At 35.9% G+C, this 22,227-nt stretch carries 20 protein-coding genes and 1 tRNA gene; 10 read left to right on the top strand and 11 right to left on the bottom strand.

Annotated elements, in window-relative coordinates:
* Positions 1-86 precede the first annotated feature (86 nt).
* The 3 genes from DYY65_RS06355 to DYY65_RS06345 all read right to left on the bottom strand — a co-directional run bounded on the left by DYY65_RS06355 (position 87) and on the right by DYY65_RS06345 (position 3,539).
* Positions 87-935, bottom strand: coding sequence for an SDR family oxidoreductase (locus DYY65_RS06355; protein WP_162477136.1), 849 nt, complete (start codon positions 933-935; stop codon positions 87-89).
* A gap of 107 nt (positions 936-1,042) precedes the next feature.
* Positions 1,043-2,134, bottom strand: a complete 1,092-nt coding sequence (locus DYY65_RS06350; protein ID WP_162477135.1) for an SIR2 family protein — start codon at positions 2,132-2,134, stop codon at positions 1,043-1,045.
* Positions 2,135-2,243: 109 nt separating this feature from the next.
* A complete protein-coding gene (locus tag DYY65_RS06345; RefSeq protein WP_162477134.1) occupies positions 2,244-3,539 on the bottom strand; it encodes a tyrosine-type recombinase/integrase in 1,296 nt (431 codons plus the stop codon).
* 257 nt (positions 3,540-3,796) lie between these two features.
* On the opposite strand from DYY65_RS06345, the gene DYY65_RS06340 reads away from it, so the two are divergent.
* A complete protein-coding gene (locus DYY65_RS06340) occupies positions 3,797-5,206 on the top strand; it encodes a DEAD/DEAH box helicase (protein WP_162477133.1) in 1,410 nt (469 codons plus the stop codon).
* A 157-nt stretch (positions 5,207-5,363) separates the two neighbouring features.
* Here the strand turns inward: DYY65_RS06340 and DYY65_RS06335 are convergent, their stop codons facing one another.
* A complete protein-coding gene (locus tag DYY65_RS06335) occupies positions 5,364-5,510 on the bottom strand; it encodes a hypothetical protein (RefSeq protein ID WP_162477132.1) in 147 nt (48 codons plus the stop codon).
* A 654-nt stretch (positions 5,511-6,164) separates the two neighbouring features.
* Here DYY65_RS06335 and DYY65_RS06330 point away from each other — a divergent pair.
* The gene (locus DYY65_RS06330; protein ID WP_162477131.1) at positions 6,165-6,509 is read left to right on the top strand and encodes a hypothetical protein; all 345 of its coding nucleotides are present in this window, start codon (positions 6,165-6,167) and stop codon (positions 6,507-6,509) included.
* 92 nt (positions 6,510-6,601) lie between these two features.
* On the opposite strand, the gene DYY65_RS06325 is transcribed toward DYY65_RS06330, so the two are convergent.
* Entirely contained in the window at positions 6,602-7,207 is a 606-nt protein-coding gene (locus tag DYY65_RS06325; RefSeq protein WP_162477130.1) for a cob(I)yrinic acid a,c-diamide adenosyltransferase, read from the bottom strand.
* 640 nt (positions 7,208-7,847) lie between these two features.
* On the opposite strand from DYY65_RS06325, the gene DYY65_RS06320 reads away from it, so the two are divergent.
* Positions 7,848-8,102 carry an Lrp/AsnC family transcriptional regulator gene (locus tag DYY65_RS06320; RefSeq protein WP_162477129.1) on the top strand — a complete coding sequence of 85 codons (255 nt, stop codon included), beginning with the start codon at positions 7,848-7,850 and terminating at the stop codon, positions 8,100-8,102.
* Between the two features lies 1 nt (position 8,103).
* Here the strand turns inward: DYY65_RS06320 and DYY65_RS12195 are convergent, their stop codons facing one another.
* Together DYY65_RS12195 and DYY65_RS06315 are read right to left on the bottom strand one after the other, a co-directional pair.
* Positions 8,104-8,289, bottom strand: coding sequence for a hypothetical protein (locus DYY65_RS12195; RefSeq protein WP_201449368.1), 186 nt, complete (start codon positions 8,287-8,289; stop codon positions 8,104-8,106).
* A 267-nt stretch (positions 8,290-8,556) separates the two neighbouring features.
* Positions 8,557-8,656, bottom strand: a tRNA-Phe gene (locus tag DYY65_RS06315).
* Positions 8,657-8,967: 311 nt separating this feature from the next.
* Here DYY65_RS06315 and DYY65_RS06310 point away from each other — a divergent pair.
* From DYY65_RS06310 to DYY65_RS06300, 3 genes are all read left to right on the top strand, one after another.
* Positions 8,968-9,549, top strand: coding sequence for an HD domain-containing protein (locus DYY65_RS06310; protein ID WP_162477146.1), 582 nt, complete (start codon positions 8,968-8,970; stop codon positions 9,547-9,549).
* A 4-nt stretch (positions 9,550-9,553) separates the two neighbouring features.
* Complete coding sequence (locus tag DYY65_RS06305) at positions 9,554-9,877, top strand: hypothetical protein (RefSeq protein ID WP_162477128.1); 324 nt, start codon at positions 9,554-9,556, stop codon at positions 9,875-9,877.
* 215 nt (positions 9,878-10,092) lie between these two features.
* Positions 10,093-11,013, top strand: coding sequence for a prohibitin family protein (locus DYY65_RS06300; protein ID WP_162477127.1), 921 nt, complete (start codon positions 10,093-10,095; stop codon positions 11,011-11,013).
* Positions 11,014-13,859: 2,846 nt separating this feature from the next.
* Here DYY65_RS06300 and DYY65_RS06285 read toward each other — a convergent pair.
* Positions 13,860-14,417 carry a hypothetical protein gene (locus DYY65_RS06285; protein WP_162477125.1) on the bottom strand — a complete coding sequence of 186 codons (558 nt, stop codon included), beginning with the start codon at positions 14,415-14,417 and terminating at the stop codon, positions 13,860-13,862.
* A gap of 464 nt (positions 14,418-14,881) precedes the next feature.
* Here DYY65_RS06285 and DYY65_RS06280 point away from each other — a divergent pair, with 464 nt between their 5' ends.
* Together DYY65_RS06280 and DYY65_RS06275 are read left to right on the top strand one after the other, a co-directional pair.
* A complete protein-coding gene (locus tag DYY65_RS06280; protein ID WP_162477124.1) occupies positions 14,882-16,423 on the top strand; it encodes a S8 family peptidase in 1,542 nt (513 codons plus the stop codon).
* 164 nt (positions 16,424-16,587) lie between these two features.
* Positions 16,588-16,965 (top strand): hypothetical protein, encoded by a 378-nt coding sequence (locus tag DYY65_RS06275; RefSeq protein WP_162477123.1) that lies wholly within the window; start codon positions 16,588-16,590, stop codon positions 16,963-16,965.
* A gap of 556 nt (positions 16,966-17,521) precedes the next feature.
* Here DYY65_RS06275 and DYY65_RS06270 read toward each other — a convergent pair.
* A complete protein-coding gene (locus DYY65_RS06270; protein ID WP_162477122.1) occupies positions 17,522-17,995 on the bottom strand; it encodes a pyridoxamine 5'-phosphate oxidase family protein in 474 nt (157 codons plus the stop codon).
* A 138-nt stretch (positions 17,996-18,133) separates the two neighbouring features.
* Here DYY65_RS06270 and DYY65_RS06265 point away from each other — a divergent pair, with 138 nt between their 5' ends.
* Together DYY65_RS06265 and DYY65_RS06260 are read left to right on the top strand one after the other, a co-directional pair.
* Positions 18,134-18,403, top strand: coding sequence for a hypothetical protein (locus DYY65_RS06265; protein WP_162477121.1), 270 nt, complete (start codon positions 18,134-18,136; stop codon positions 18,401-18,403).
* A 320-nt stretch (positions 18,404-18,723) separates the two neighbouring features.
* Entirely contained in the window at positions 18,724-19,272 is a 549-nt protein-coding gene (locus DYY65_RS06260; protein ID WP_162477120.1) for a hypothetical protein, read from the top strand.
* Between the two features lie 323 nt (positions 19,273-19,595).
* Here DYY65_RS06260 and dinB read toward each other — a convergent pair whose 3' ends face one another.
* Both dinB and DYY65_RS06250 read right to left on the bottom strand, forming a co-directional pair.
* The gene (dinB, locus tag DYY65_RS06255; RefSeq protein ID WP_162477119.1) at positions 19,596-20,879 is read right to left on the bottom strand and encodes a DNA polymerase IV; all 1,284 of its coding nucleotides are present in this window, start codon (positions 20,877-20,879) and stop codon (positions 19,596-19,598) included.
* A gap of 72 nt (positions 20,880-20,951) precedes the next feature.
* A complete protein-coding gene (locus DYY65_RS06250) occupies positions 20,952-21,416 on the bottom strand; it encodes a response regulator (RefSeq protein WP_162477118.1) in 465 nt (154 codons plus the stop codon).
* Between the last annotated feature and the right edge of the window lie 811 nt (positions 21,417-22,227).

Genomic DNA, 22,227 nt, shown 5'->3' with positions numbered 1-22,227 from the left:
AAGTCAGACAGACCATTTTCAATTGATCTTGATATAGCAATTTATCAACTACTTGACTCTTTTTTGTCGTATGTGCATGCTGATATCTACATCAGATTTTGCTTCATCATTTTATAGAACTCTTTATCAGACATGTTTCTTTTAGCATCCAACCATGTTTCTGCATCCTTTCCAGCTAAATATCTGAGGTTAGGATTGTCATTTGTAACAGCCTCAAGGACGATATTAGCCACAAGTTCAGGAGATGATGCATTTTTCATCATCCCTTCAAAAGATGAGGCCATCTTTTGTGTTATCTGGGTATAAGGAGAATTTGGATCTTTAGATTTCTTTGCAACTACCACACTATCGAAAATATTTGTCCTGATTACTCCTGGTTCTATAATAACTACCTTTATACCAAATGGTTCAAGTTCATAGGACATTGATTCGCTTAGGCCTTCAATTGCAAATTTGGTACTAATATATGCTGAACCACCAGGGTAACCTAACCTTCCAGCCACTGAGCTGATATTTACAATAATACCAGATTTCTGTTCTCTCATAATTGGAAGAACTGCTTGAGTTGTTCTTATCAATCCAAATACATTGGTTTCATATTGTGCTTTTATCTCATCCATGGAGAGATGTTCGAATGCTCCCTCAAGTACATACCCTGCATTATTAACTAGGACATCTATTCTTCCTGTTTCAGCTGATATTGCTGTTACTGCATTATTGATTGATACCCTATCAGTAACATCCAACTGAGTAATATGAATAGGCAGGCCTTCTTTGGCTGCAATTGATTTTATATTCTCACTTTTGTTAAAATTCCTCATTGTAGCATATGTAAGGAAACCATTCCTAGCCAGCATTAGGGCTGTTTCATAGCCTATTCCACTTGAGCTACCTGTGACAACAGCTACTTTTTTATTGGATAGAGATGATACCATATTCTGGCCTATTGTAGCAACATCATATAATTAAATAGAGTAGTAATTTTATGGCTAGTTAGTAATCAAGATATAACTTAGTCTTCACGCTTGGTGAAGTCTAACAGTTACAAACCGTCATGCTCGAAATTCATTAGACAATCCTTTAGGTTTGATGGTAGATTGTTGTCCCCAAACGCCTTTTCAATTATATCTACTTTCTCAATAGGAAAATTTTCTTTAACTCGCTTTTCGATACTAGCCTTATTAGGATTTACTATAATCATCCTTGACTCAGTTTTATCTCTTAGTACATCCCCAAATGCATTATTTATTGATGGATCTCTAAATGAATATCCTATTACAATGTAAATATCCCTGGAATAGAGTAGTCTCCTAAAATAAGAATACAATGAAAAAAATGGATCCTGTGAAATATGTTTTTCATAAATTGGATATACCATAATTTGTTCTGGGTATTGTTCACCTCTAAGTGATTTTGGATTCTCTCTTTTAACTATCTTATTGTCTCGTTTTCTAAGCCACCAGTCTATTGATCCATGCAGCTGTAGATATTGAATATCATCGTCTGTGATTTGCGTTTGAATTCTTCTTAGGTTTAGCATCTTCTCATCAGAACTATCGCCCTTATCAAATCCTCTGTCGAGGTCTTTGTCAATGTGGGCATAATAATTGTCAACAACTAGATCGTAATTAGTCGTAACAATATTATCAAATACGGCTGGACCTTTAATATTTTGAGTGGCATTTCTGTAGCTAGTAACATCATTCTTAAGGTTAAATAATTCTTCATAATATTTCGTCGCTTTAGTTGCATCGTATTGAATACAAGAGCGAGTGATGATCCTGCTAACAATCTTCTTTATTTTTGAAACGTCCTCTTTAGTAGGAAGCTCTTTATCAAAGGGACTTGCCAGACGTCCTAGTTCCTCTAAATAGATTGAATACGGACCAGATTCCTTCATGGCATTAATGTGGTTGGCTCTAGCATTTAGGACAGATAGTGTTACTTCGATATCTATCTCCCCTTCATTAAAGAAGTGTCTTTTTTTATTTGCTCTATATAATACATCGATGATCTCAGTAAGTACATGGCCATATCCATTACTGCTAAGTTCCTTGTTTACTTTTTCTGAAAGATCCTGTAGATCTCCTATTCCAACTGCTTTAGAGGCTCCTGCTCCCAAAAATAACAACATTTTGAGTGATCCGTTTAGATACAGTTTATTATTATAGTTCTCATTTGGATATGATTTACAGAATATTGTCCCGTCGCGCTCTAGCTATGTAAATTGAATTAAATGCAGGTTACATCAGCTGCTGTCTTCTTTCAATTTCCTGCAATCTTGTTGATAATGCTACAAGTTGATCTGATAATTGCGATATAGCATCATCTTTTAGCTTATCACGACTTCTTAGGGATTGATTCAAAAGTTCTAATTCTTCTACCTTGCTTTGTATATCCGCACCTTGTCTTTCTAACTGGGGTATGTTTAGAAATGTCAGGTAAGGTTCAACTTTACGAAATATCTCTGCCTTCTCTGAATCCTTTCTTGTCCAATATGTAGAACCAGAATGTCCTATGAACCATTCAGAAAAGTCAGCATACCCCAAGTCTGATATAGTAGTTTTAGTGAATCGTCGAAATGAGTGAAGAGTAATTTCTCGTCGTCTATTGTTATTGCTTTCTTCTCTCGCCCCTTTACCCATTCTATCCAATGTCTTTCCAAATGATGTAGCAAGATCAAAATACAGCATTTTTGGATTAGGATGCTCTCTGTCCTGATAAACAGCAAAAACTAGATCATTATCATTTCTCTTTGGCGTTACATACTCTGAGATTGTTTTTGTTATTCTCCCTAGGGGGTCGATATCTTTACGACATACTCTTCTAGTCCTATATTTGTATTCGAGCCATTGCTTTAATTGATTAACAACTTCCTCAGTTAAGAAAGCATACCTATCTGTCTTTGTCTTTGTATACTCTCCTCTGACAAAAATCTTTGCTGGTCTAGATTCAAGATGTAGATCTTTGATTCGTATTGATAAACCTTCTACAGCTCTAAATCCAGTTGCAGCTAACAGCATTGCATAAGTTTTTAGCCTTATCTCAGAGCAGGTATTCAAAATATCAGTTACATCTTGTTTTGATAATGCTTCTTTGTTCTTTTTTACAACTTTGGGTACCTTTACTTTTAGCTTGAACTTTCTTGGGCTTATATCAACATCATAATATTCAAGGAAATTTTTTGCGGTTATGATACGATGTTTTATTGTAGACGAAGAGACATTGAAATTAGTCTGTAGATAACTAACATAACTACTCAGAACATCATAAGGGTCTTGTGAACCTTCTTTTATCTTTGTTATTAGATTATCTAGTGTATTAGTATTGTAGACAAAGTTAACAAAATCCTGAAAATTGGCTAATCGAAAATAATACTCATATGCTGTTTTCTTATTCATCGCACGTACATTCATAATGTATCTGTCCATCGTTGTTATCGCTCGTTCTTTTGGATTATGGATGGTAGCCGTATCAGTTAGTTTTGCTGTTGTCGCTTTTACTTTTTCTAATGCTTTTGCAGCTGATTTATTTATCAATGTTAAATGTCTAAAGTGATCTTTGTGGTTCTAATTTAAATAACTTTTGTATTGTTAGCTTGATATTCATATACAATCTCCAAATAGTTAAATTGTTTATTATTCTGACTCTACAGAGCACAATGGAATTGCATAGATGAATAAGTGTTTATAGATTCTCTATTGATGCATACTGGAAACAAGTCAAGTTCATGGATTTTGTGATTGCTCGCTAATAAATTAGCCAGTATCCATTTACATAGCTGCTGCACTCTCCAATGAATGTAGTGTCTAGAGTCGAACTAAGATATGATCATGGAACAATTGTGGTCACAGGCAACATACATATACCTTATGCCTCAAGGGATCCGAGGACTAACTTACTAAGAGCGGCCGCATTAGATTATATCAATATCCTTGAATATTTGAAACGAAGTAGGATAGAATTTGACGATACAAAAGTTTTAGATCTAATTCCATCTCCAAACTTTAATATACACAAAAATAGCCAGAAGTTCTATTTAAGAGATTATCAGAGTAAGGCACTAGATAGCTGGGCTAAAGCGGATAAAAGAGGGAGCGTAGTATTACCAACTGGAGCAGGAAAAACTGTTATAGGTGTCAAAGCAATAGAGATGGTAAACTCGGCAACTATAGTGATTGTGCCAACAATTGATCTCATGGAGCAGTGGTCTTCAGTGCTTTCGAAGTACTTTCCCGATATTAAAGTTGGAAATTTGGGTGGAGGATCAAGCGATATTGAATCAGTAACCGTATCCACATATGATTCTGCATATTTAAGAGCATCAATTCTAGGCAATCGATTCTCTTTAATTATTTTTGATGAATTGCATCATTTGGCCGCTCCAGGATATAGATCTATTGCGGAACAATTTGCATCCCCATTTCGTTTAGGTTTGACAGCCACTATTGAAAGGGAAGACAACTTGGATAGGGATCTTCCTAGGCTGATTGGCGGCGGAGTAGTTTTTCGCACAGGAGCTCAGGATCTTGCAAGAGATCGACACCTTTCACTTTATGAAATAGAGAGAAGAGAGGTGGAGATGCTTCCGGAAGAGGCAACCGAGTACCGCAGGAATATTGATGTTTATAAAGTATGTTTGAAGACACTAGGAATTAAAATGAATTATGCCGGATCCTTTCATAGACTAATTATGATGTCTGGTAAAAATAATACTGCTAGAGAAGCAATTCATGCAAGAAACAAGGCAATGGATATTGCATTAAATAGCAGATCCAAAGTAGAAGAGTTAAGAAAAATACTATCAGAAAACATTGGTGTCAAGACGATAATATTTACTCAACACAATAAGTTGGTGTATACAATTTCAAATCTATTTTTGATACCCTTCATTACTCACAGGTCAGACAGAGATGAAAGACTCGATGTTTTGAATGGCTTCAAAGAAGGAAGATATAGAGTATTGGTAACTTCTAAGGTACTCGATGAAGGCATCGACGTTCCAGATGCTGAATTAGGTATTATATTGAGTGGCACAGGGAGCAGCAGAGAATTTATACAAAGACTAGGGAGAATACTCAGACCCAAATCAGACTCTACACGAAAAGCCAAATTAATTGAGGTTATTTCAGCAGGTACTCGAGAGACAAGCATAAGCAGCAAAAGGAAAAGAACATTCTTCAAAAACGAAAAGGTATCAATCTAACCATCTACCGGCCTCAGCAGTTTTCAGATGACCGGTTGGGCTATTATCAGCACTTCAAGCTTATCCAAATTAACTGGAATAGTATTTATCCTATTTCATCCGTCTTGTTTAAGATCGGTGATGATGATTTGTTGTTATCCCTCTGAACCGGTTACTTTCAGTTGCTAACAATGCCCTTGCCGGCTGTCTCATTTGGACTTTGAGCACCTACAAACTTTACAACAAATACTAAGATCAACATTCTTAGCGATATAGATGCAGTTACAGATAACACTGCAAGCGAGTTCTTGTTTTTAGCCATCATTAATTATTTCACCTCTTACTCATGAGTAGATGAGATATAAAATTGAAAGATGCTAAACCCTGAGGGGGAACTTTGTTAACTCACAACGTTAATCAATTGCTTAATATGATAGAAAGATATAATTAAAGATATAATTTATCATGATGGCTGTGTTGGATTTGGTATTGTGTGCGAATATTCGTCCCAATATGCTTATGCATAGTAGAATTTCTGAAGCACAATACAAATTTTTTGTATTGCGAGACTTCATACATGCTTTTTTGTATTCAGAAAAATGCTAGTACAATGAATGAGAGATGGCAAATTTGGCATATGTGATTTTTCCAAACACAACCACACTATCGAAGCCAGAAGGTATTTCTATAATTTCTATAACGTGTGTCTTTAAATGCAAAGAATATGATATGATCGACATGCCGTTTAAGGTGAAGGATCGCCAAAATACGGCTATAGGTATATATAAGTCAAATTCTCGAACGTGGGATAGATGTGTGGAGATGAGCTGACATCCGAGCAAGGCAAACTGCAGTATTATATAATAAATACAAGGATTTAATATATTTCAACAAAAATATTATTATAGCTGGCATATGCTCCTTTTTTACAGCTGCACTTGTAACCCAGCTATACTATACTTATTTTAATCAAAGTCATGTGGCTAATTCTATAGTTGCACTAGCAATAGAATATAGCGTTTATTTTCCGCTGTTTGGTGCCCTTTATTATAGTGATAATCGGAATAGGTACATTGATTCATTGACTGGAAGGAAGAATTTCGATATAATAAAGAGCGACCTTAGGAAGCTATTCACAGCCTTTTCCATCTCCGAAATTGTTTATTCAATATCAAAGGTTTCCCTCACTTTCCAATTTCTTCAATTAGGAACACTTCCCTACCAGGCATCTATGTTAGGCTCAATTATTGCATCAACGTTGTCAATAGTACTGATCAACATAGTAATTATTAGGGTGGTAAAGCTATTTAGAGCAAAGCCATGAAACACTTGATTACACAATAAAGCGTAGACCATTGCCATCATCTTTGATTGTAATTTAAGCCCCTTTACAAAGTTGAACAAAGTCTTGTGACATTAGGTTTTCATTTGTTTGTTGTTTTCGATTGATCTTATTCTCCAGGGTATATCTTTTACACCCATGCGTTTATTCACAAGCCTAGCAGTCACAAATAAAAGGTCAGACAGCCTGTTGAGATATGCCAAGATTATAGGATTGATCTTTTGATTTTTTGCCAGCAATGTTACTTGGGTCTCTATCCTTCTTGCCACCGTTCTTGTGAGATGCATCTGGGCGGCTTCGGTGGATCCACCTGGAAGGATAAAGAAAGTGATTGGATCGAGTTCCGTTTCGAATCTATCTATAGATTCCTCTAACTTTTCTACCATATTTTTCTGCGCTCTTTGAATGTTTTGTTGGTATTGATTTTCCTCTCGGTATCCTGGATCTGCCAGGTCTGAACCAATCACAAACAAGTCCCGTTGGGTGTCTGTCAGAATGTCAATCACATCTGAAAAAAGGTGACCATTTCTAGAGCTTAATAGCGATATTGTCATCCCTATACCTGAGTTTAATTCGTCAACTGATCCGTATGCAATTATTCTGGGATCGCCTTTTGAAATACGTCTTCCTCCAACAAGGCCAGTTTCGCCCCGGTCACCAGTTTTCGTATAAATTTTCATATATTATTAATCGCTGTCGCATATAATTTAAAATATCTGTTTACCTGCTACTTGAATTTTAATGTCTTCACTACATTAACTTGTTTTTTCGAAATTATCATTAAACAAGATTTTCATTATAGATTAACTTAAATAATGAATTTAATATGAGTGAATCTGTGATTTATGCTCACGTAGATATTTTTTCTTCTTGAACCGCTCATGACACTTTTCACACTTAAGGGGCTTCTCGAACTCTAACAAAAAGCGTTTTCTTTTTTCCTGCGGAGTCTCAAGGTTTTCAGACTTTGAATCAGCCGTGTTCATCATACCTAATTATGGTAAGAAAATATTTTTGGTTTATTTATCTTGAGTAGGTTATTTACTTTAGAATCATAAAAAACGCTATTAATAAATGCATTACAAATAGGACAACAAGCTTTTTGATTAATCTAACTGGTATTGAAGTTCCGACCCACTATCCTAGTTTCTAATCCTTACAATATTTTGTATTTAGCCTATTTGAGATATATTTTAATTCTTTTCTCCTATTCTCACGGGACTGTGCGAATGAACCTTCGTTGAATAACAGTATAAAGAACAAATTTGTCAACTGAATAGAAAAACACTAAAATAACAAAGCCTGCAGTTTCTTCAGTCAATGCCCACTGCATATATATTAGTAAATTGTACTCTTGGTTCTGAAGAAAAAATCATATCCGAAATCTCGAAGCTACCAGATATTAAAGAAGTAAGAGGGACTTATGGTGTTCACGATGTCTTCGTAAAGGTAAAATCAGATAATACTGAAGCAATGAACCATACGATAACGAATAAGATAAGGAAAATTCCTGGGATCACATCAACCGTAACTTTAGTAGTGATCGATGAGCAAGGCGGCAAGGAGAGTATTTAACTTATTTTACAAGTTGCTTCTTCTTATCTTCTTCCCTTATCCTCTTTATCTCGTATACAATTAACGCTGTTGTTGATAGAATAATTGTCCAGCCCATCGATCCAAAAATGACGTATGCATAGTAAATAGGAGTCAGGAGAGAAAGGCCTGCAATTATAGCCCCTACCCACCAAACTATGATCAGCAACTGAAGACCTATTCTCGCCGTATTTTCTCCCTAACCTCTCATATCCTCATCGAAGCCTTTAATGTATCTTAAGATTCTTCCACATTTGGAACATTTTCTATACTCGCTAAAGTCAAAATCGTTGTAAGTTCTAAATGAGAAAGTGTCCTCATGAGTACAGAATACTCTTCGAAGTGCCTTGATAATCATCCAGTGGATCTAAATGCAGGATTGGGGATTCTTTATTCTTTATCCTTTATTGTCTATCACTGAAAATTTTGGTAGGTATGCCGTCGGTGAGATTTGAGCTCACGACAGCTCGGTCTTCAGCTTCACCCCTTGGGCCTTGCTCCAGGTCGAGTGCTCTCCCAGGCTGAGCTACGACGGCATATCATTAACCGTAAGTAAACAAATCCTATATAATTGATACTTGGACCTCGGTACTTATTATGTTCATTTTATTTATCCAAGTTCATATACTTATACCAAATAGCATAAGTTTTCTAATTGAGTTATCAACTGGTTATATAGTTTTTATATAAAATGCCATTTCTAGGTTAGGAAACTATGTTATTATGGATATATAACTAATGGCTGAACATATCATAAGGCCTTATTAATTAACCATTAACTTGTGTACTGTTTTAATAACTCCTTTTCTGATGTCAGTTATTGTCCAAATCCAAGAGTTCACACTACATGAAAAAACGGTCAAGTAGACGAACTGATATGGGTCCATTTTTACAGCACATATTAAAGCTAAAGCGAATAAATAGGGCAGGATGGATTTCTAAAGCGAAAATTAATGAGCCAGAATCAGTAGCTGATCATTCATTTTCGGTTTGTGCCATAAGCATGGCATTATCTGACATGTTGGGATTAGATACGGAGAGAGTACTAAAAATGGCAATCCTTCATGATCTCCCAGAATCAATAACTGGAGACTTGCTGCCGGGTGAAGTTACTAATAAACAAAAACGATCGAGTGAGAATAGAGCGATCTCGACTATTCTGAATTCAATTGATCCCCGAACTCGCTCGGAATACAAGCAATTATGGAAAGAATATGTCTCTGACAATACGGAGATCTCAACACTAGTACATACCGTTGATAAGCTCGATATGGCCCTACAAGCAAAACAATATATCAGAGAAGGACATCCTGCTCATTTATTAGCTGAATTTTCAGAGATCCCCAGCAGATACTTGCGAGCATCAAATCACAATATCATATCACATATACATAACGCTTTAAAGCAGACTACTGGGAAGAATAAATAGACGTATGCAATATTTTGTTGCTCTAAAGATAGGGGAGAAACGTGTAAAATCAGCTCAGGGTCTGTTAACCAGGTATACAGGTCAAGCGATGCCTGCATTGGCTCTGAAGGATACCAAGGACAACACATGGGAACCTGTAGGAGAAGAGAACAGATATGCGGTAGTTAAGGAGATAGGTGGATACATGATTGTAATTTGTGATAAAAACGGAATTGCTAAATCCATTGCCCAGTGGTTCACAGAAGATAAGAAGAATAAAATCGTGGCAAAGATCGCTTCTGAAGAAAATATGGTTGAATACGTTGGCAAATTGTCTCTTCCAATATGACTACTGAGCTACTATTCATGATGTATTCAATGGACTTGTTTTACTTGCAATATCCTTAAAGTTGTACGATGTGGTAACGAAATCGGCAACTGCACGCTGAATATATAAAATCTTATTCTATGAGTCCATTCTCGATATGTATTTGTTTGATCTGAACAAAAGCATCAACTTTAAAATATCTACACTACATAAACCTTATCAAAAGCCAGATACTCATGAAAAATCCCTTCAAAAAATCCAATCCTGGTTCGGGACAGCGTGCATCAGCCAATAATCTATTAATTTTGGCAGGAATAGTTACCTTTGTTATAATAATAATTATTGTGTTCGAGTCTGTTGTTGTAATACAAGCTGGACATAGAGGAGTTGTTCTTTATGTTGGAGCAGTAGAAAACCGTGTGTTGGGAGAGGGACTACACTTCATAATTCCCTTCGTTGAACAAGTCGTCCAAATGGAGGTACGTACTCTCAAATATCAAGCTGATGCCACTGCAGCTTCAAATGATTTACAAGAGGTTCAAACTACTATTGCGTTGAATTATCATTTGAGTCCAACCCAAGCGAATATAATATATCAACAGTTAGGGGCCGATTATGCAGATAGAATAATTGCACCAACAATACAAGAGTCTGTGAAGGCTAGCGTAGCAAAGTTCAATGCTGAAGAACTAATCACAAAGAGAGCTACAGCTAAGGATGTAATAGCAAGGTCTATTTCTAATACGCTATCGGCAAGGAATATAATTGTTGAAACTGTTTTTATAACTGACTTCGAATTCTCGCAAGCATTTGCAAATCAAGTGGAGTCAAAGGTGGTGGCATTCCAAAAGTATTTGACCGAACAAAATAATCTCAAAGCTATCCAGGTGGTTGCCAATCAAACCGTGGTTCAGGCAAATGCAACAGCTAGAGCAAATGTAGCCAAGGCGGGCGGTGAATCACAGGCTATCAAAATTATCAATGTACAATTAAAGCAGAGTCCAGAATATCTGCAATGGCTTTCTATAAACAGATGGAATGGACAGCTCCCGTACGCCCTGGGGGGTACTGGAGGAGGCGCACCATTCTTCCAATTACCTTTGACGAGCCAGTCTCAAACGCAAAACCAAATGCATAACCAAACACAATTTAAGTAAGGCATCTATCTAGACCTAATGGCATTATATCAATCCTCTTTCTGCTAGTACTACACTCGATAAGCTGCGAAACGAGTTTACCCCTTCCAGTTAATTAGCGCTTAACAGGTGTCCCTTAGCTCTCTATAAAAGTGACTGCGATTAGAGATATTTGTAATAGTTGCGGAAAATCACTTTGGTAGGTATTCTGCGTCCAAAAAATTATGTCCTACAGTCCCAGGTGTAGGTGATAAATTAAAAGTGGTAGGGTATTAGTAGTACACTTTGAGTATTAGCCACGACAACCATTATATATTTACCACAGGAACCTAGCTAGAATAATCAGAGATCTCAGCTTATGCCAGATATTATAGCTCTGACAGTTCTCTCCATGACCCAATGTCGAGTTCGGAGCCTACACCCAAATATTCACTTATAACTAAGCCGTCATAAAAGGATGGCTCAAGAGTTTTAGACGAATCAATACGGGATATGAGAGACTAGCATCGAACTATCTAGGATTTATTCAACTTGGCTGTATGATGATTCTAATGAGGCTTTTCATATGAGTTCATTATGAGTTATAAAAATATAACATTAAAAATTAGGCCCCTCTTCCTATTCAATGCAAAAATTCAATGCCCCCTATACTAGGTAATATTCTCAGGCATGGCATACTCGACCATTCTTTATAAAAATATATTTCTATTATTACCCTCTATGTCTGGATACGAATATTTGGTGCTAAAAATTCTGAAATATTACTAGACTCTATGGATGCTTTAGACAAGGAGTACATAGGAATTTGTTAAAAGGTCTACTAAAAGTATAAAATTAAGTAATGGGTAATTATACTCATGACATGTAAAGGTATATGTATCCGTCATAAGGCTCAAAAACCAGTGGGATCGGGTAGGTATTCCACTGGACAGAAGCGTTGCCAAATCTGTGAACTGTTTATAAAGTGGGAAGGACTATGGTGCCCATGCTGCGGTTATCGATTGAGAACAAAGCCACGCAATTTGAAATATAAAGCTAAATTAAAAACAAAGAAAGTTGAAGCTCATCTACTACTCTTGCAAGAACAGATCCAACGTGTGTAACGAGGTATTACACACTATTGGCCAGATATTATATATCAATAATTTAATTTTGAATGCGACTAGGATATTTTGAGAAAATGCTACTGATTGCTAAATCCTTGGGCTTGTTGATTGATCAGAATTCAAATCACTTTTTAAGTTTATGTTACTAAGAAGATTTTAGCTCTTCTCTTTCCTGACTCGTGTTCTCAGAAACTGTGAATATCCCAGATATCATTGTGTCATCTCAGGCAGATAGCTTGGTCCTAAGTTAACTATCAAATTGCTCATTTACAATCTCAGTCCTAATCGTAATTGGATATAGAATGTTTTGTTAACATAAACACAATTGGTAAAGTTAATTGTAAAAATGGACTTCCTCGAACCTCCAAACCAGATAGCATTTATTTATTTATCAAGAGCATGACTATAGATATATCCCAAGAAAGCTACCTATGTAGTGTTGCTAATCCTAGTCTGCAATGATTATAATCAGTGGTTTAACTGGTAATAGTAGAGCTTGGTATTCTAGAAATACTAAGATAGATTCCTAACTTGTGTTTGATTGCTCTAGAATATTCTTAGTATAATTATTGCGAATGATTGTTATCGTGTGATCCAATGGAAAATTTTTAGACAATTAACGGTGCGGTCATGAAAGTCACACTATAAAGTCTCACTTTACCACATTATTTTATAGTACAGAGCTTCTGACACTATGTAATTCAATGCCCAATAATATTTGTATTTTAGAAATTCTGGTTTATATTAGATAGAGATGCAACTAGTCATAGCAGCTATCTCACCTCTGCAAAGTGACACATAATGCAGGTAAATGGTTATGCTAATCCTATATGCAATTAAGGTAGAATCTTCTAGGGTGATTGCAAGAGAGGCGGGATTGATCAACTCTTCCCAGCATCACCGTCAACAAGGATCTAATCTGCAATGTTCTTGAAATGAAAGATAAACTATGGTTAAAGGGGAAACTTGATCCTATCCTCACTGACGATGACGATAGGGTCGTCCTCAAATGTCATGATCAAAGGCTCGAACAAGCGTTCTAAAGCCGATCAAGAATTAAGTAGAGAATTATTGAGCAGTTAAAAGGATTCGAGGATAAATTTAAAGATAAATTACAGGAACAAGCAATTGATCAATTGATTATATATTACTACGGCCAAAAATCTAGGCATTGGAGCAACCCAATACTTATCGAATTGATCAAACAGCACTAACAAATTGGTATCTCTATCGGCTAATGAATCAGACAGATAGTTAAATGGCAATCAGAATTAAAGAAATAATGTGATCCAACCGTAAAGATTATGAATTAACATATATCGCTTAATGAAACCACATTGAAATACTTCTGAATTCATTGGTGTCCTCTTCCAAGTTAGACAATACTTCTACGAGTGGATTATCCGAACCTGCTATACTTATTGAATTAAGCGATCCCCTTTATTTCTTAAGGTGCTTGACTTACTTTCCGTAATGGAATCTACCCACAAATTCTTTAATTACTGCTAAATTATTTATGACCTAACTGAATATTTGAATTGAGAGTTTTTGCTAGCGTTTGTGATTGTACTACTCTGCGAATGGTCAAATGATCCTATTGATTCTGTGTTACATTTAAATTCATATACCATCCCCAAGACGGATTTAGATGGCTTCCGAATAATTCGAAATACCTGACTTAAAAAAAATAAAGTGATAGTTTAGTCAATTCTTGTCTACGGTTTTAGCTAGGTGGCAAGTATAGCTGGTTTAAAGACCAATTTACCAGCCATGACCCATCATGCCGCGCTGCATCATGCCAGGACCCATCATTCCCATGCCAGGACCCATCATTCCCATGCCAGGACCCATCATTCCCATGCCAGGACCCATCATTCCCATGCGCATCATTGCTGCCTGGGATATTGGAGTAGAAGCTAAAACTTTTCCGTTTCCGGCATCAACCAACACGCCATGGAACGCATAGTTGCTATCTACAACCAATGCCATATATACGACGAATCCATGAATGACCCCAAGCCTTACTGCTGCAGCGTGTGAGTTAGCACCGACTATTTTCTCTGCAATCATTGAAGCATTAGCTAAACTTACATGAATTTGTGATGCAATGGCTTTCGCTATTGTAGGGCCAATTGGAATTGAGGCTGTAATGTTAGGCCCCATCATGTTGGTGGTCTGGTTTTGGCCGTTGCCGTTAGTCATGGTGTTGTTGCTCATTTGGGCTGATGCACTTTTAGAAGATGTTGTGCCTATGCCTACAGCTAATAGAACTGCCGCTATAAGCACGACTAAAATCTTTGTTGTGTTCAAATTCTTCATAAGGTGAATATGTACTATGAATTTACACATATTAATGATTAGAAATTAAGGAATGATACATTTAGCTATGATGTTTTTGTAGTCCGACTGTACAGGGTCTGGTGATCACAAGTCTTTAGATTACGTGGCGAACATAATCAAGTGTATGTTCAGTTTACAGATTGCATTAGGAAATCTGCATGACTATTTCCATTTCCGGATATTGCCATACTAAAATAATGCCGTGCATAATAATAATCAATATCAAAGAATATGGCCTAAACTCTGCTTCTTGCGAGACTGTTAATGTTAGTTTACAAGTCCCAGGTTACCTAATAGCTTGTTTAATTCAAAGTTCTCTAGAATTAACATAACAGAGAATACAATGAGTATCATTACTGATCCGAAAATATAATAAATCTACTCTTAATTTTATGTTTACTCTAATATATCATATTTACGAGAGACCGACCGACTCTAAGCAATTGAAAAGTTTTATCATAACAGTAAAGACGCTTGCGTTATTATTAGTGGTTATACTGTATTGTAGCCAGATCGAACTCAACTTTCCGACTGAAGCTCAAGCGTCAAAACATTCAATAATTTCAAACGGTGTTGGAGATATAACATTTGGTAAGATCCAAGCTTTGGATCCTATTTTAAAGGTTAAGATTGCAAAAGGAACGTCCAATGCTAGTGGTATGGGACTGATGGATATTAATCACAGCATAGGTGAACTTAGAAAAGCACAAAAGCTCGTACACCAAGAGAGGCATTTAGCACAGTCAAAACTCAGAAAAGTGTTGGGGCAAATAATACCTCATCAATATATAGTAGTCCTAAAAGACGAAATAAAACATCCACAATTGGTTGCTAATAATGCAATAGTGAGAGGAGCAATTGTGCCTTTTGTCTACAATAATGCGATCAAAGGATTTGCAATTAAAATTCCAAACAAACTGGTTTTGAATTCAATCTTGTCTAACCCCGAAGTGGATTTTGTAGAACCTGATGTCAAAGTGCAAGCCTTCTCCCAAAATCCATCTACTGGATACTCAAGAGTGGGAGGATTGAGCAGTGTTAACGTACCACATTCACAAACCAGTATAAATGCAGGGATAGCTATTATTGACACTGGTATCGATCTTAACCACCCTGATTTAAACGTCTATAAACAAGTGAGTTTTATTCCAGGCATCTCAGCGAATGATGACAATGGGCACGGCACTGCAGTAGCAGGAATTGCTGCTGCAGAAGATAATTCTGTTGGCATAGTAGGTGTAGCACCTGGGGCAAGACTATGGGCAATCAAGGTACTAGACAGCACAGGAACAGGTAGTATTTCAACCATTATACAAGGAATAGACTATGTTACTCAAAATGCTGGACAAATAGATGCCGCTAATCTCAGCTTTGGTTGTAAATGTACGTCTTCGGCTCTTAATTTGGCAATTAATAATTCGGTCTCTGCAGGTGTTACATATGTTGTTGCAGCTGGAAATTCTGGCGAGGATATGTCATCATGGACTCCAGCTAATAATCCAAATGTCATCTCAGTAGTAGCAATCGCAGACAGCGACGGGAAGTGTGGAGGGGTTGGACCTCCCACACAATACGGTCCAGATGATTCATTGGCGAGTTTCAGTAATTTTGGCAGTAAGGCGACACTAGCTGCTCCTGGTGTCGACATCTATACTACGTATATGGGTAGTTCATATGTTACACTAAGTGGAACAAGCATGGCCGCCCCTTTTGTAACTGGGGCTGCTGCACTCTATCATTCTTTGCATCCCGGTACCTCTCCATTACAAGTACGGAATGCCTTAATAGCAGCAGGGAGTAAGCCATCAACTATTTGTGATGGACGTGGTCATGGATATTTCAGCAATCCGAGTGGTAATGAACCATTACTGTACATTGGAAAAGTGGATAATCTATTGTATAGTATGCCTCTTCGCCTTCAGAAGGACACAAAAAGAGCTTCTACAAGGAAGTTCGTGAATATGGAGTTATTGATCAATATATAGTTACTAATTACTAACTGTTTACGGGTCTTATTAGTGGCTAACCAAAAAATATATGCGTCATCTCTATTATTCTAATATCTATTGTCCTTTCATTTGAGTCTCAGATATTTACAATTTATGCCGCAAATAACAATGTACATATCATCCAACCAAGATTAGCGTATGTGTCTTACGACATTAAACTAAGCGATACTGGGCTTCAAATAACTACAGATAAACGAACATATTTCAAAGGAGAGACGGTCAATATAACAGTAAGAAATGGCTCTTACCATGCAGTAAAGTTTCCTAATTCAATACTCGGTTTGATTATCGAAAATGTTAATACAGGGCAAAAAGCAGGTTTAACTGGTATACAGATGATATCGGAACTGAAACCATTGGAATCTAGATCTATTAAATGGGATCAAAAGGACACAGAAGTTAAGCAAGTTAAACCAGGAATTTATCAAGCCAAAATATCCTCCATATCCAATAATACTAGCAAGGAACGGCAAATATCAGCTGCCAATACAACCTTCGCCATAAGAAGCGATAGATAGAATATATTTATCATAGTCCTTGTTAATTGAGATTATGAGCCTTAACAATCATTGCAACCATCATAAGAATTGTTATCAAGTCATCTTATGAAATGATCAAACGATATGATTGTATTATTAAGGTGAACTAATTTGTATAATGGACGGAAACGAATAACAAAAACATTAAAGGTACGCTGTCCATATTGTAAACACATATTTCATCCTGAAATCATCCAGATTGTTGGTATCACAGAAGGTCAGACCAACTTTGTCATCTTGGCCTGCCCTAATTCTAAATGTAGAACCGTGCTTGAAATTATACCACAATATTCAAGGGAAATGGGCAAACAGTAATTCAACAATATGATGTGATTAGAAATAGTGATTAGAAATAGTCGATCTAAATATGTCAGTTTGACATACATGATATATAAGAGTGCTTACATAGCGCTATGAAATATTCTAAAATAGATTTGATTTTACTTTTCCTAGAACAATATAATATCTTGGTTGATGTCTCTGTGAGCAATAATACATTATGTTAAGCACCTAGCCTTGTGAACTACTGTGATTACTACATGGCCTTATTAAAATCCCATGCTGAGAAGTATTTGGGCGTAAGTTCAATAACAACCTGAACACCATTTTGAGTGTTTTCCATTATCATCTTAGCAAGAGGATGTTCAATAGTACCAAGGTACTTTATGCTTATCTTTTCCACAATTGACAAGTTCGTTTGTATATCTTCAGATATTTTTGCTACTGCTCTCCCCTTTACTCCTTTGTATGGATAGTTATAATCATCAATTGAAAAGTAAATCTTGTCAGGATTTCTACGAATATTTTGAACCTTTTTTGTCATTTTTTGAGTGGCTGTGTATATCTTGTCAGACGCTTCGTTATACACAAACCATATTGGCTGAATCATAGGATATCCTTCCTCGTCGATAGTCGCTATCTGTATATTGAGTTTACTCGCGAGAAAGTTAATGACCTCTTTTTCTGTAACAGGATTAGGCATATTTGGAATAGCTTGTATAACTTTCATTATCACAAATCAAAACTTGCTTCAGATATAAACATTAAGGGTTAACGGAATTGTGTTTATCATTAACTATAGGCACGGTATGAAATTGGGGCTTTAAGTAAGAGTAGAGTATTTAAAGATAGGACAGATTCTGAAAGATTGGTAAGGCTTATTTCAGATATTATTGTTAATGAATTTGAATTTAGGCTTGATTTTGATGGCTTGGATTCTGATATATTTTGTATTGAGGAGTATAAGAAATCTAATGATGGATGTTTCTGGATGCTGAAAGCACAAAATTACAGTAATAACAATAATAATGACAATATAAAAAATAACAACAATCAAGCTATTGGAACTACAGCTCTAAGAAACTTGAAACAATTTGAATCCACAGCTGAATTAAAGCGCATGTATATGTTGAGGTAGTTTAGACGATTAGGAATAGGACAAAAGAATAGTTTTGGATAGTTCAAAATACCTACATGTAGCAAGGCGTCTATATCTGCTATAACTCTGCCTTTAAACAAATGAAAACCAGTTATTAATGAATTATAATAATAGAGCATGGCCAATTAAAATATGGGTGTGTTGACTCAGAAGAACCAGCGGCCAAAAAGGTTGTCTCCCTGTAGTTATTGGGTTGTTAGCCTTAGTAATATCTTGGGTATTATTATGTTCTTGAAGTAGGTAGCGTTGTCAATACATAACCTTTACATGCAAGGTGTAGCCAATACTAACAACAAAATTTGACAGCAAATATACTAGTATTAATGGCGTTGTTGTCGATCATTCTTCCACTCCCTTTAGTCGGCGATTATTACTCAAATCTTTATGAAGTAAATGCCCAAAGTAATACCAATCCTTTGGGAAATATCTTGTCACACTTCTTTGGAAACATCACTAATACTTTTAATCAATTAGCGAAGAAACCTGAATACACAATAAATGTGGTAGGAAATCAGATTTTTCCAAATAATACTCTTAAGGCAAATATTGTCGATAAGTATCAACCCTCCACCTATAATATCAAGGATTTAAAGTACAATCTCTTAGGCTTTAACGTAGCTGCGCACAATATAAAAATTCATGTTTATTCTTCTAAAATCGATGCTAATAGGACAAGGGTAGATATACCAGTAATGTTGGCATCTAATGTAACAGTCACAAATGGAATTATCAACTTGAATTATGGTCAAGTGGATTTAGGATCAGTATATGGGATATATGACAAGCCAACAGACAAAATGATGATTCATATTCCATTCGCAGTAGCGTCAAAGTACTTGCATCTATAGGTTGGTCAGATATACACTGCAAGTTGATTTTAGAGGATTGTGGTCAGACGATTCATATATATAAGCGACTTGGCTTGCACACCTTACCAAAAAAATCAATTAAATGAATTCAAATACTGATGTGTGTCTGCAAGTTTCCTAAACCAGATAAGATGATATCGATTTTTGACAATCAGATCTTAGGGTATTATTCTATAAATTCGTCATAATCAACTTTTCACAAAATAGGCAGCTAGATTCAAAATTAGCGGTTTACAATATCATCTCCTCTACTTCCTTGCTACAATTATGCTTTTTTTAACATAAAAAAGCAATTAAACAAATCAAATATAGTCTAATAAAGTCTTTTGTTGATAGGGCTTTTTCTTTCCTTCCAATCTAGTTAGATTGGATATTTTGATACCAACCTTTCTAAATGCTACTTTGCCATTGCTAGTATTATCATTATTATTAGCGAAGCTAAATCTGTCCACCAACCTTTCTAAAACTGATGCAATACTCTCTTTGTCATTTCGCAGGTTGGAATATGAAATTTCCCTTGTCTCTATTGAAAAATCAGATCTGACTAGTTTAACTCCAACAGTTCTAAATACATACCCTTTTGTTTTTACTCTTTCATAGACTTCATCTACTAACTCATTAAGATATTGAAGAACCTTTACTTTATCGCTTGTAGCATGATCCAATGTTTCTTCTGTACTTATAGATATATTGTCTTCTCTAGGAGATACGATATCGTTATCTTTGCCATTAGCTACCTGCCACATCCATAATCCAGTCTTTCTACCAAAACTATCCATTAGTTTTTGAACATCGTACTTTGCTAGTTGTCCTATAGTTTTAATTTCCATTGCTTGTATCAGAACTTGCTGTGTTTTGGTTCCAATTCCCGAAATCCTACCAACTTCTAAAGGTTCTAGGAATTTGCTCGTATCATTAGGATATACTATGGTCAAACCATTGGGCTTTTGGAAGTCTGAAGCAATCTTTGCAACAGATTTTGTAATTCCAACACCAATAGAACAGGAAAGTCCACACTGTTCTTTTACAGCATCTTTAATTTTAGTTGCATATTCCGCTATCTTGTCACTAATTTCTTCTTTTATTCCAACTTCTCTTCCTATTTCTTCCCCTTCTACTCTAGCTATGACCTTTTTTGTACAATCCAAATATGCTTCATCGATACTAGCCTGTTCTAATACATCTGCATATTCTTCTAGTATATTCATAACTTTACCTGAAACTTGTCTATAATATGGAATATCAACAGCCTTTAAAATGAGGTTAGGACACAAGTTCAAAGCTTTGGATAGTGGCATGGCTGATCTAACACCTAACTTTCTAGCTTCATAAGAACAGGAAGCTACTACCCCTTTTGTGATAGCACCGTTATTATCTTGATCAGTCATTATCACAGCGTGAGGCTTTCCTGCTAACGCTGGATCCCGCATCTCTTCGCAAGATGGAAAAAATGAGTCCAGGTCTAAATGGAGTATGACATTTCCTATCCATCTAGGCTGACTACATTCCATCTCGGGCATCAATGGGCCTAGGATAATATTTACTCTTCTAGCTGCTTTGTCAACGATTATGATTGCAAAATTCAACGAACCATTTATACATAAGGTCACTATTGGTCTAAAAGAAAATAGAAGTAGGCCTTTAGATTTGTTATTTTATTAATCCAACTCTTTCATAATTCTGTCAATCAAATAATCAATCTCAACTGGCTTTTTGATAAAGCATCCCAGAGAAATGGATGGATGAATTTCTCTTAATGCCTCACGATTTATTTCTCCTGCAGACATAAAACATATTTTGACATTGATATCGATTTCCAAAATTCTTTCAGATAACTGAAATCCATCAATATATGGCATGTTAATATCAATTAACAGGAGATCACAGAAATTTGGTTCAAAATCTAGCAAAGCTATTCTAGGATCATTATATGTATGAACCTCAATCTTTTTGTCAGCGTTAATATTATTGTTTTCTATTCCTATTTTGAATGTAGTAGTGATATCAGGATCATCATCTACAATAAAGATTCTTTTTGTTGATGGTTCTTTTTTCAGTACATCATTTGCCTCAATTGACTGATTCTTTGATCCAAAATACTGTCTTCTCTTAAAGAGATTCATATATTAACACCATATTACGCTATATCCAATGTACAGCATTATTGATGACTTCATCTTTCATTATACATTATTATTAACTGCTTCGACTCTAATAGGCTTTTAGATAAATGGTTTTAATTATTAGACAGCATGATTGTGCCACATTGTCCCACACACCATACCGAAGGAATGGCAGGGAATAGTATTATGCATCCCAACGATATGGGAGTTTTTAATATTAAAGAAACGTCAATAAATTAAATAATTAGATAGGATATCAAATGTTCCAATGCTAAGATTTATAGATGTTCACTCGATGGAAGGCCTTAATGAGAATATGCTAAAGGCTCTTCAGCTAGTTCTGAAGATGAATTTAAAAAAAGCATCTTAACATCATGTATAATCCGAAAATGCTTTTCTTACTTGAAGCCCTAGTCTGGAGGCTATTGAGAAGAATCATGAGAAACTTGGAATTAGATGTGATTGGATTACAGGAGTAAAGACAACACCCTAAGATCAAATAACAGGCTATAATGCACCAATATCAATATTACTCAATATTGAAACTAATCGGCATTAGAGAGCAAAAATATTATGGCCCACTTGGGCTATGAGATTTAGTTAATGTAATTCATTCAAAAGCCATCTTCGCTTAGCTTCTCTTAGCTTCTCTATTGGCCTTTTGCTGTTACTTTCGAGACTGTTATTCAGACTGCTGTAGAATATCAGAATATTTTTCTTCCTTTTCGAAGCCAAAGTAGCAAGAATGACAGCTTGCTTTTCCATATATTACTCCTCTAATGCCGCATTTGCTGCATATATTTTCATAATC

Origin of the sequence: Nitrososphaera sp. AFS, from assembly GCF_009898475.1 — an archaeon.
Classification (GTDB): Archaea; Thermoproteota; Nitrososphaeria; order Nitrososphaerales; family Nitrososphaeraceae; genus Nitrosopolaris.
Note: the sequence above shows the minus strand (reverse complement) of the source record. Positions and strands in the feature narration are given on the sequence as shown.

Excerpts from the sequence above, each read along its gene's own strand:
- DYY65_RS06355 (WP_162477136.1), bottom strand. The coding sequence starts at position 935 with ATGGTATCATCTCTATCCAATAAAAAAGTAGCTGTTGTCACAGGTAGC.
- DYY65_RS06285 (WP_162477125.1), bottom strand. The coding sequence starts at position 14,417 with ATGAAGAATTTGAACACAACAAAGATTTTAGTCGTGCTTATAGCGGCA.
- DYY65_RS06305 (WP_162477128.1), top strand. The coding sequence starts at position 9,554 with ATGCAATATTTTGTTGCTCTAAAGATAGGGGAGAAACGTGTAAAATCA.
- DYY65_RS06270 (WP_162477122.1), bottom strand. The coding sequence starts at position 17,995 with ATGAAAGTTATACAAGCTATTCCAAATATGCCTAATCCTGTTACAGAA.
- DYY65_RS06250 (WP_162477118.1), bottom strand. The coding sequence starts at position 21,416 with ATGAATCTCTTTAAGAGAAGACAGTATTTTGGATCAAAGAATCAGTCA.
- DYY65_RS06300 (WP_162477127.1), top strand. The coding sequence starts at position 10,093 with ATGAAAAATCCCTTCAAAAAATCCAATCCTGGTTCGGGACAGCGTGCA.
- DYY65_RS06310 (WP_162477146.1), top strand. The coding sequence starts at position 8,968 with ATGAAAAAACGGTCAAGTAGACGAACTGATATGGGTCCATTTTTACAG.
- DYY65_RS06350 (WP_162477135.1), bottom strand. The coding sequence starts at position 2,134 with ATGTTGTTATTTTTGGGAGCAGGAGCCTCTAAAGCAGTTGGAATAGGA.
- DYY65_RS06340 (WP_162477133.1), top strand. The coding sequence starts at position 3,797 with ATGAATGTAGTGTCTAGAGTCGAACTAAGATATGATCATGGAACAATT.
- DYY65_RS06320 (WP_162477129.1), top strand. The coding sequence starts at position 7,848 with ATGCCCACTGCATATATATTAGTAAATTGTACTCTTGGTTCTGAAGAA.
- DYY65_RS06325 (WP_162477130.1), bottom strand. The coding sequence starts at position 7,207 with ATGAAAATTTATACGAAAACTGGTGACCGGGGCGAAACTGGCCTTGTT.
- DYY65_RS06335 (WP_162477132.1), bottom strand. The coding sequence starts at position 5,510 with ATGATGGCTAAAAACAAGAACTCGCTTGCAGTGTTATCTGTAACTGCA.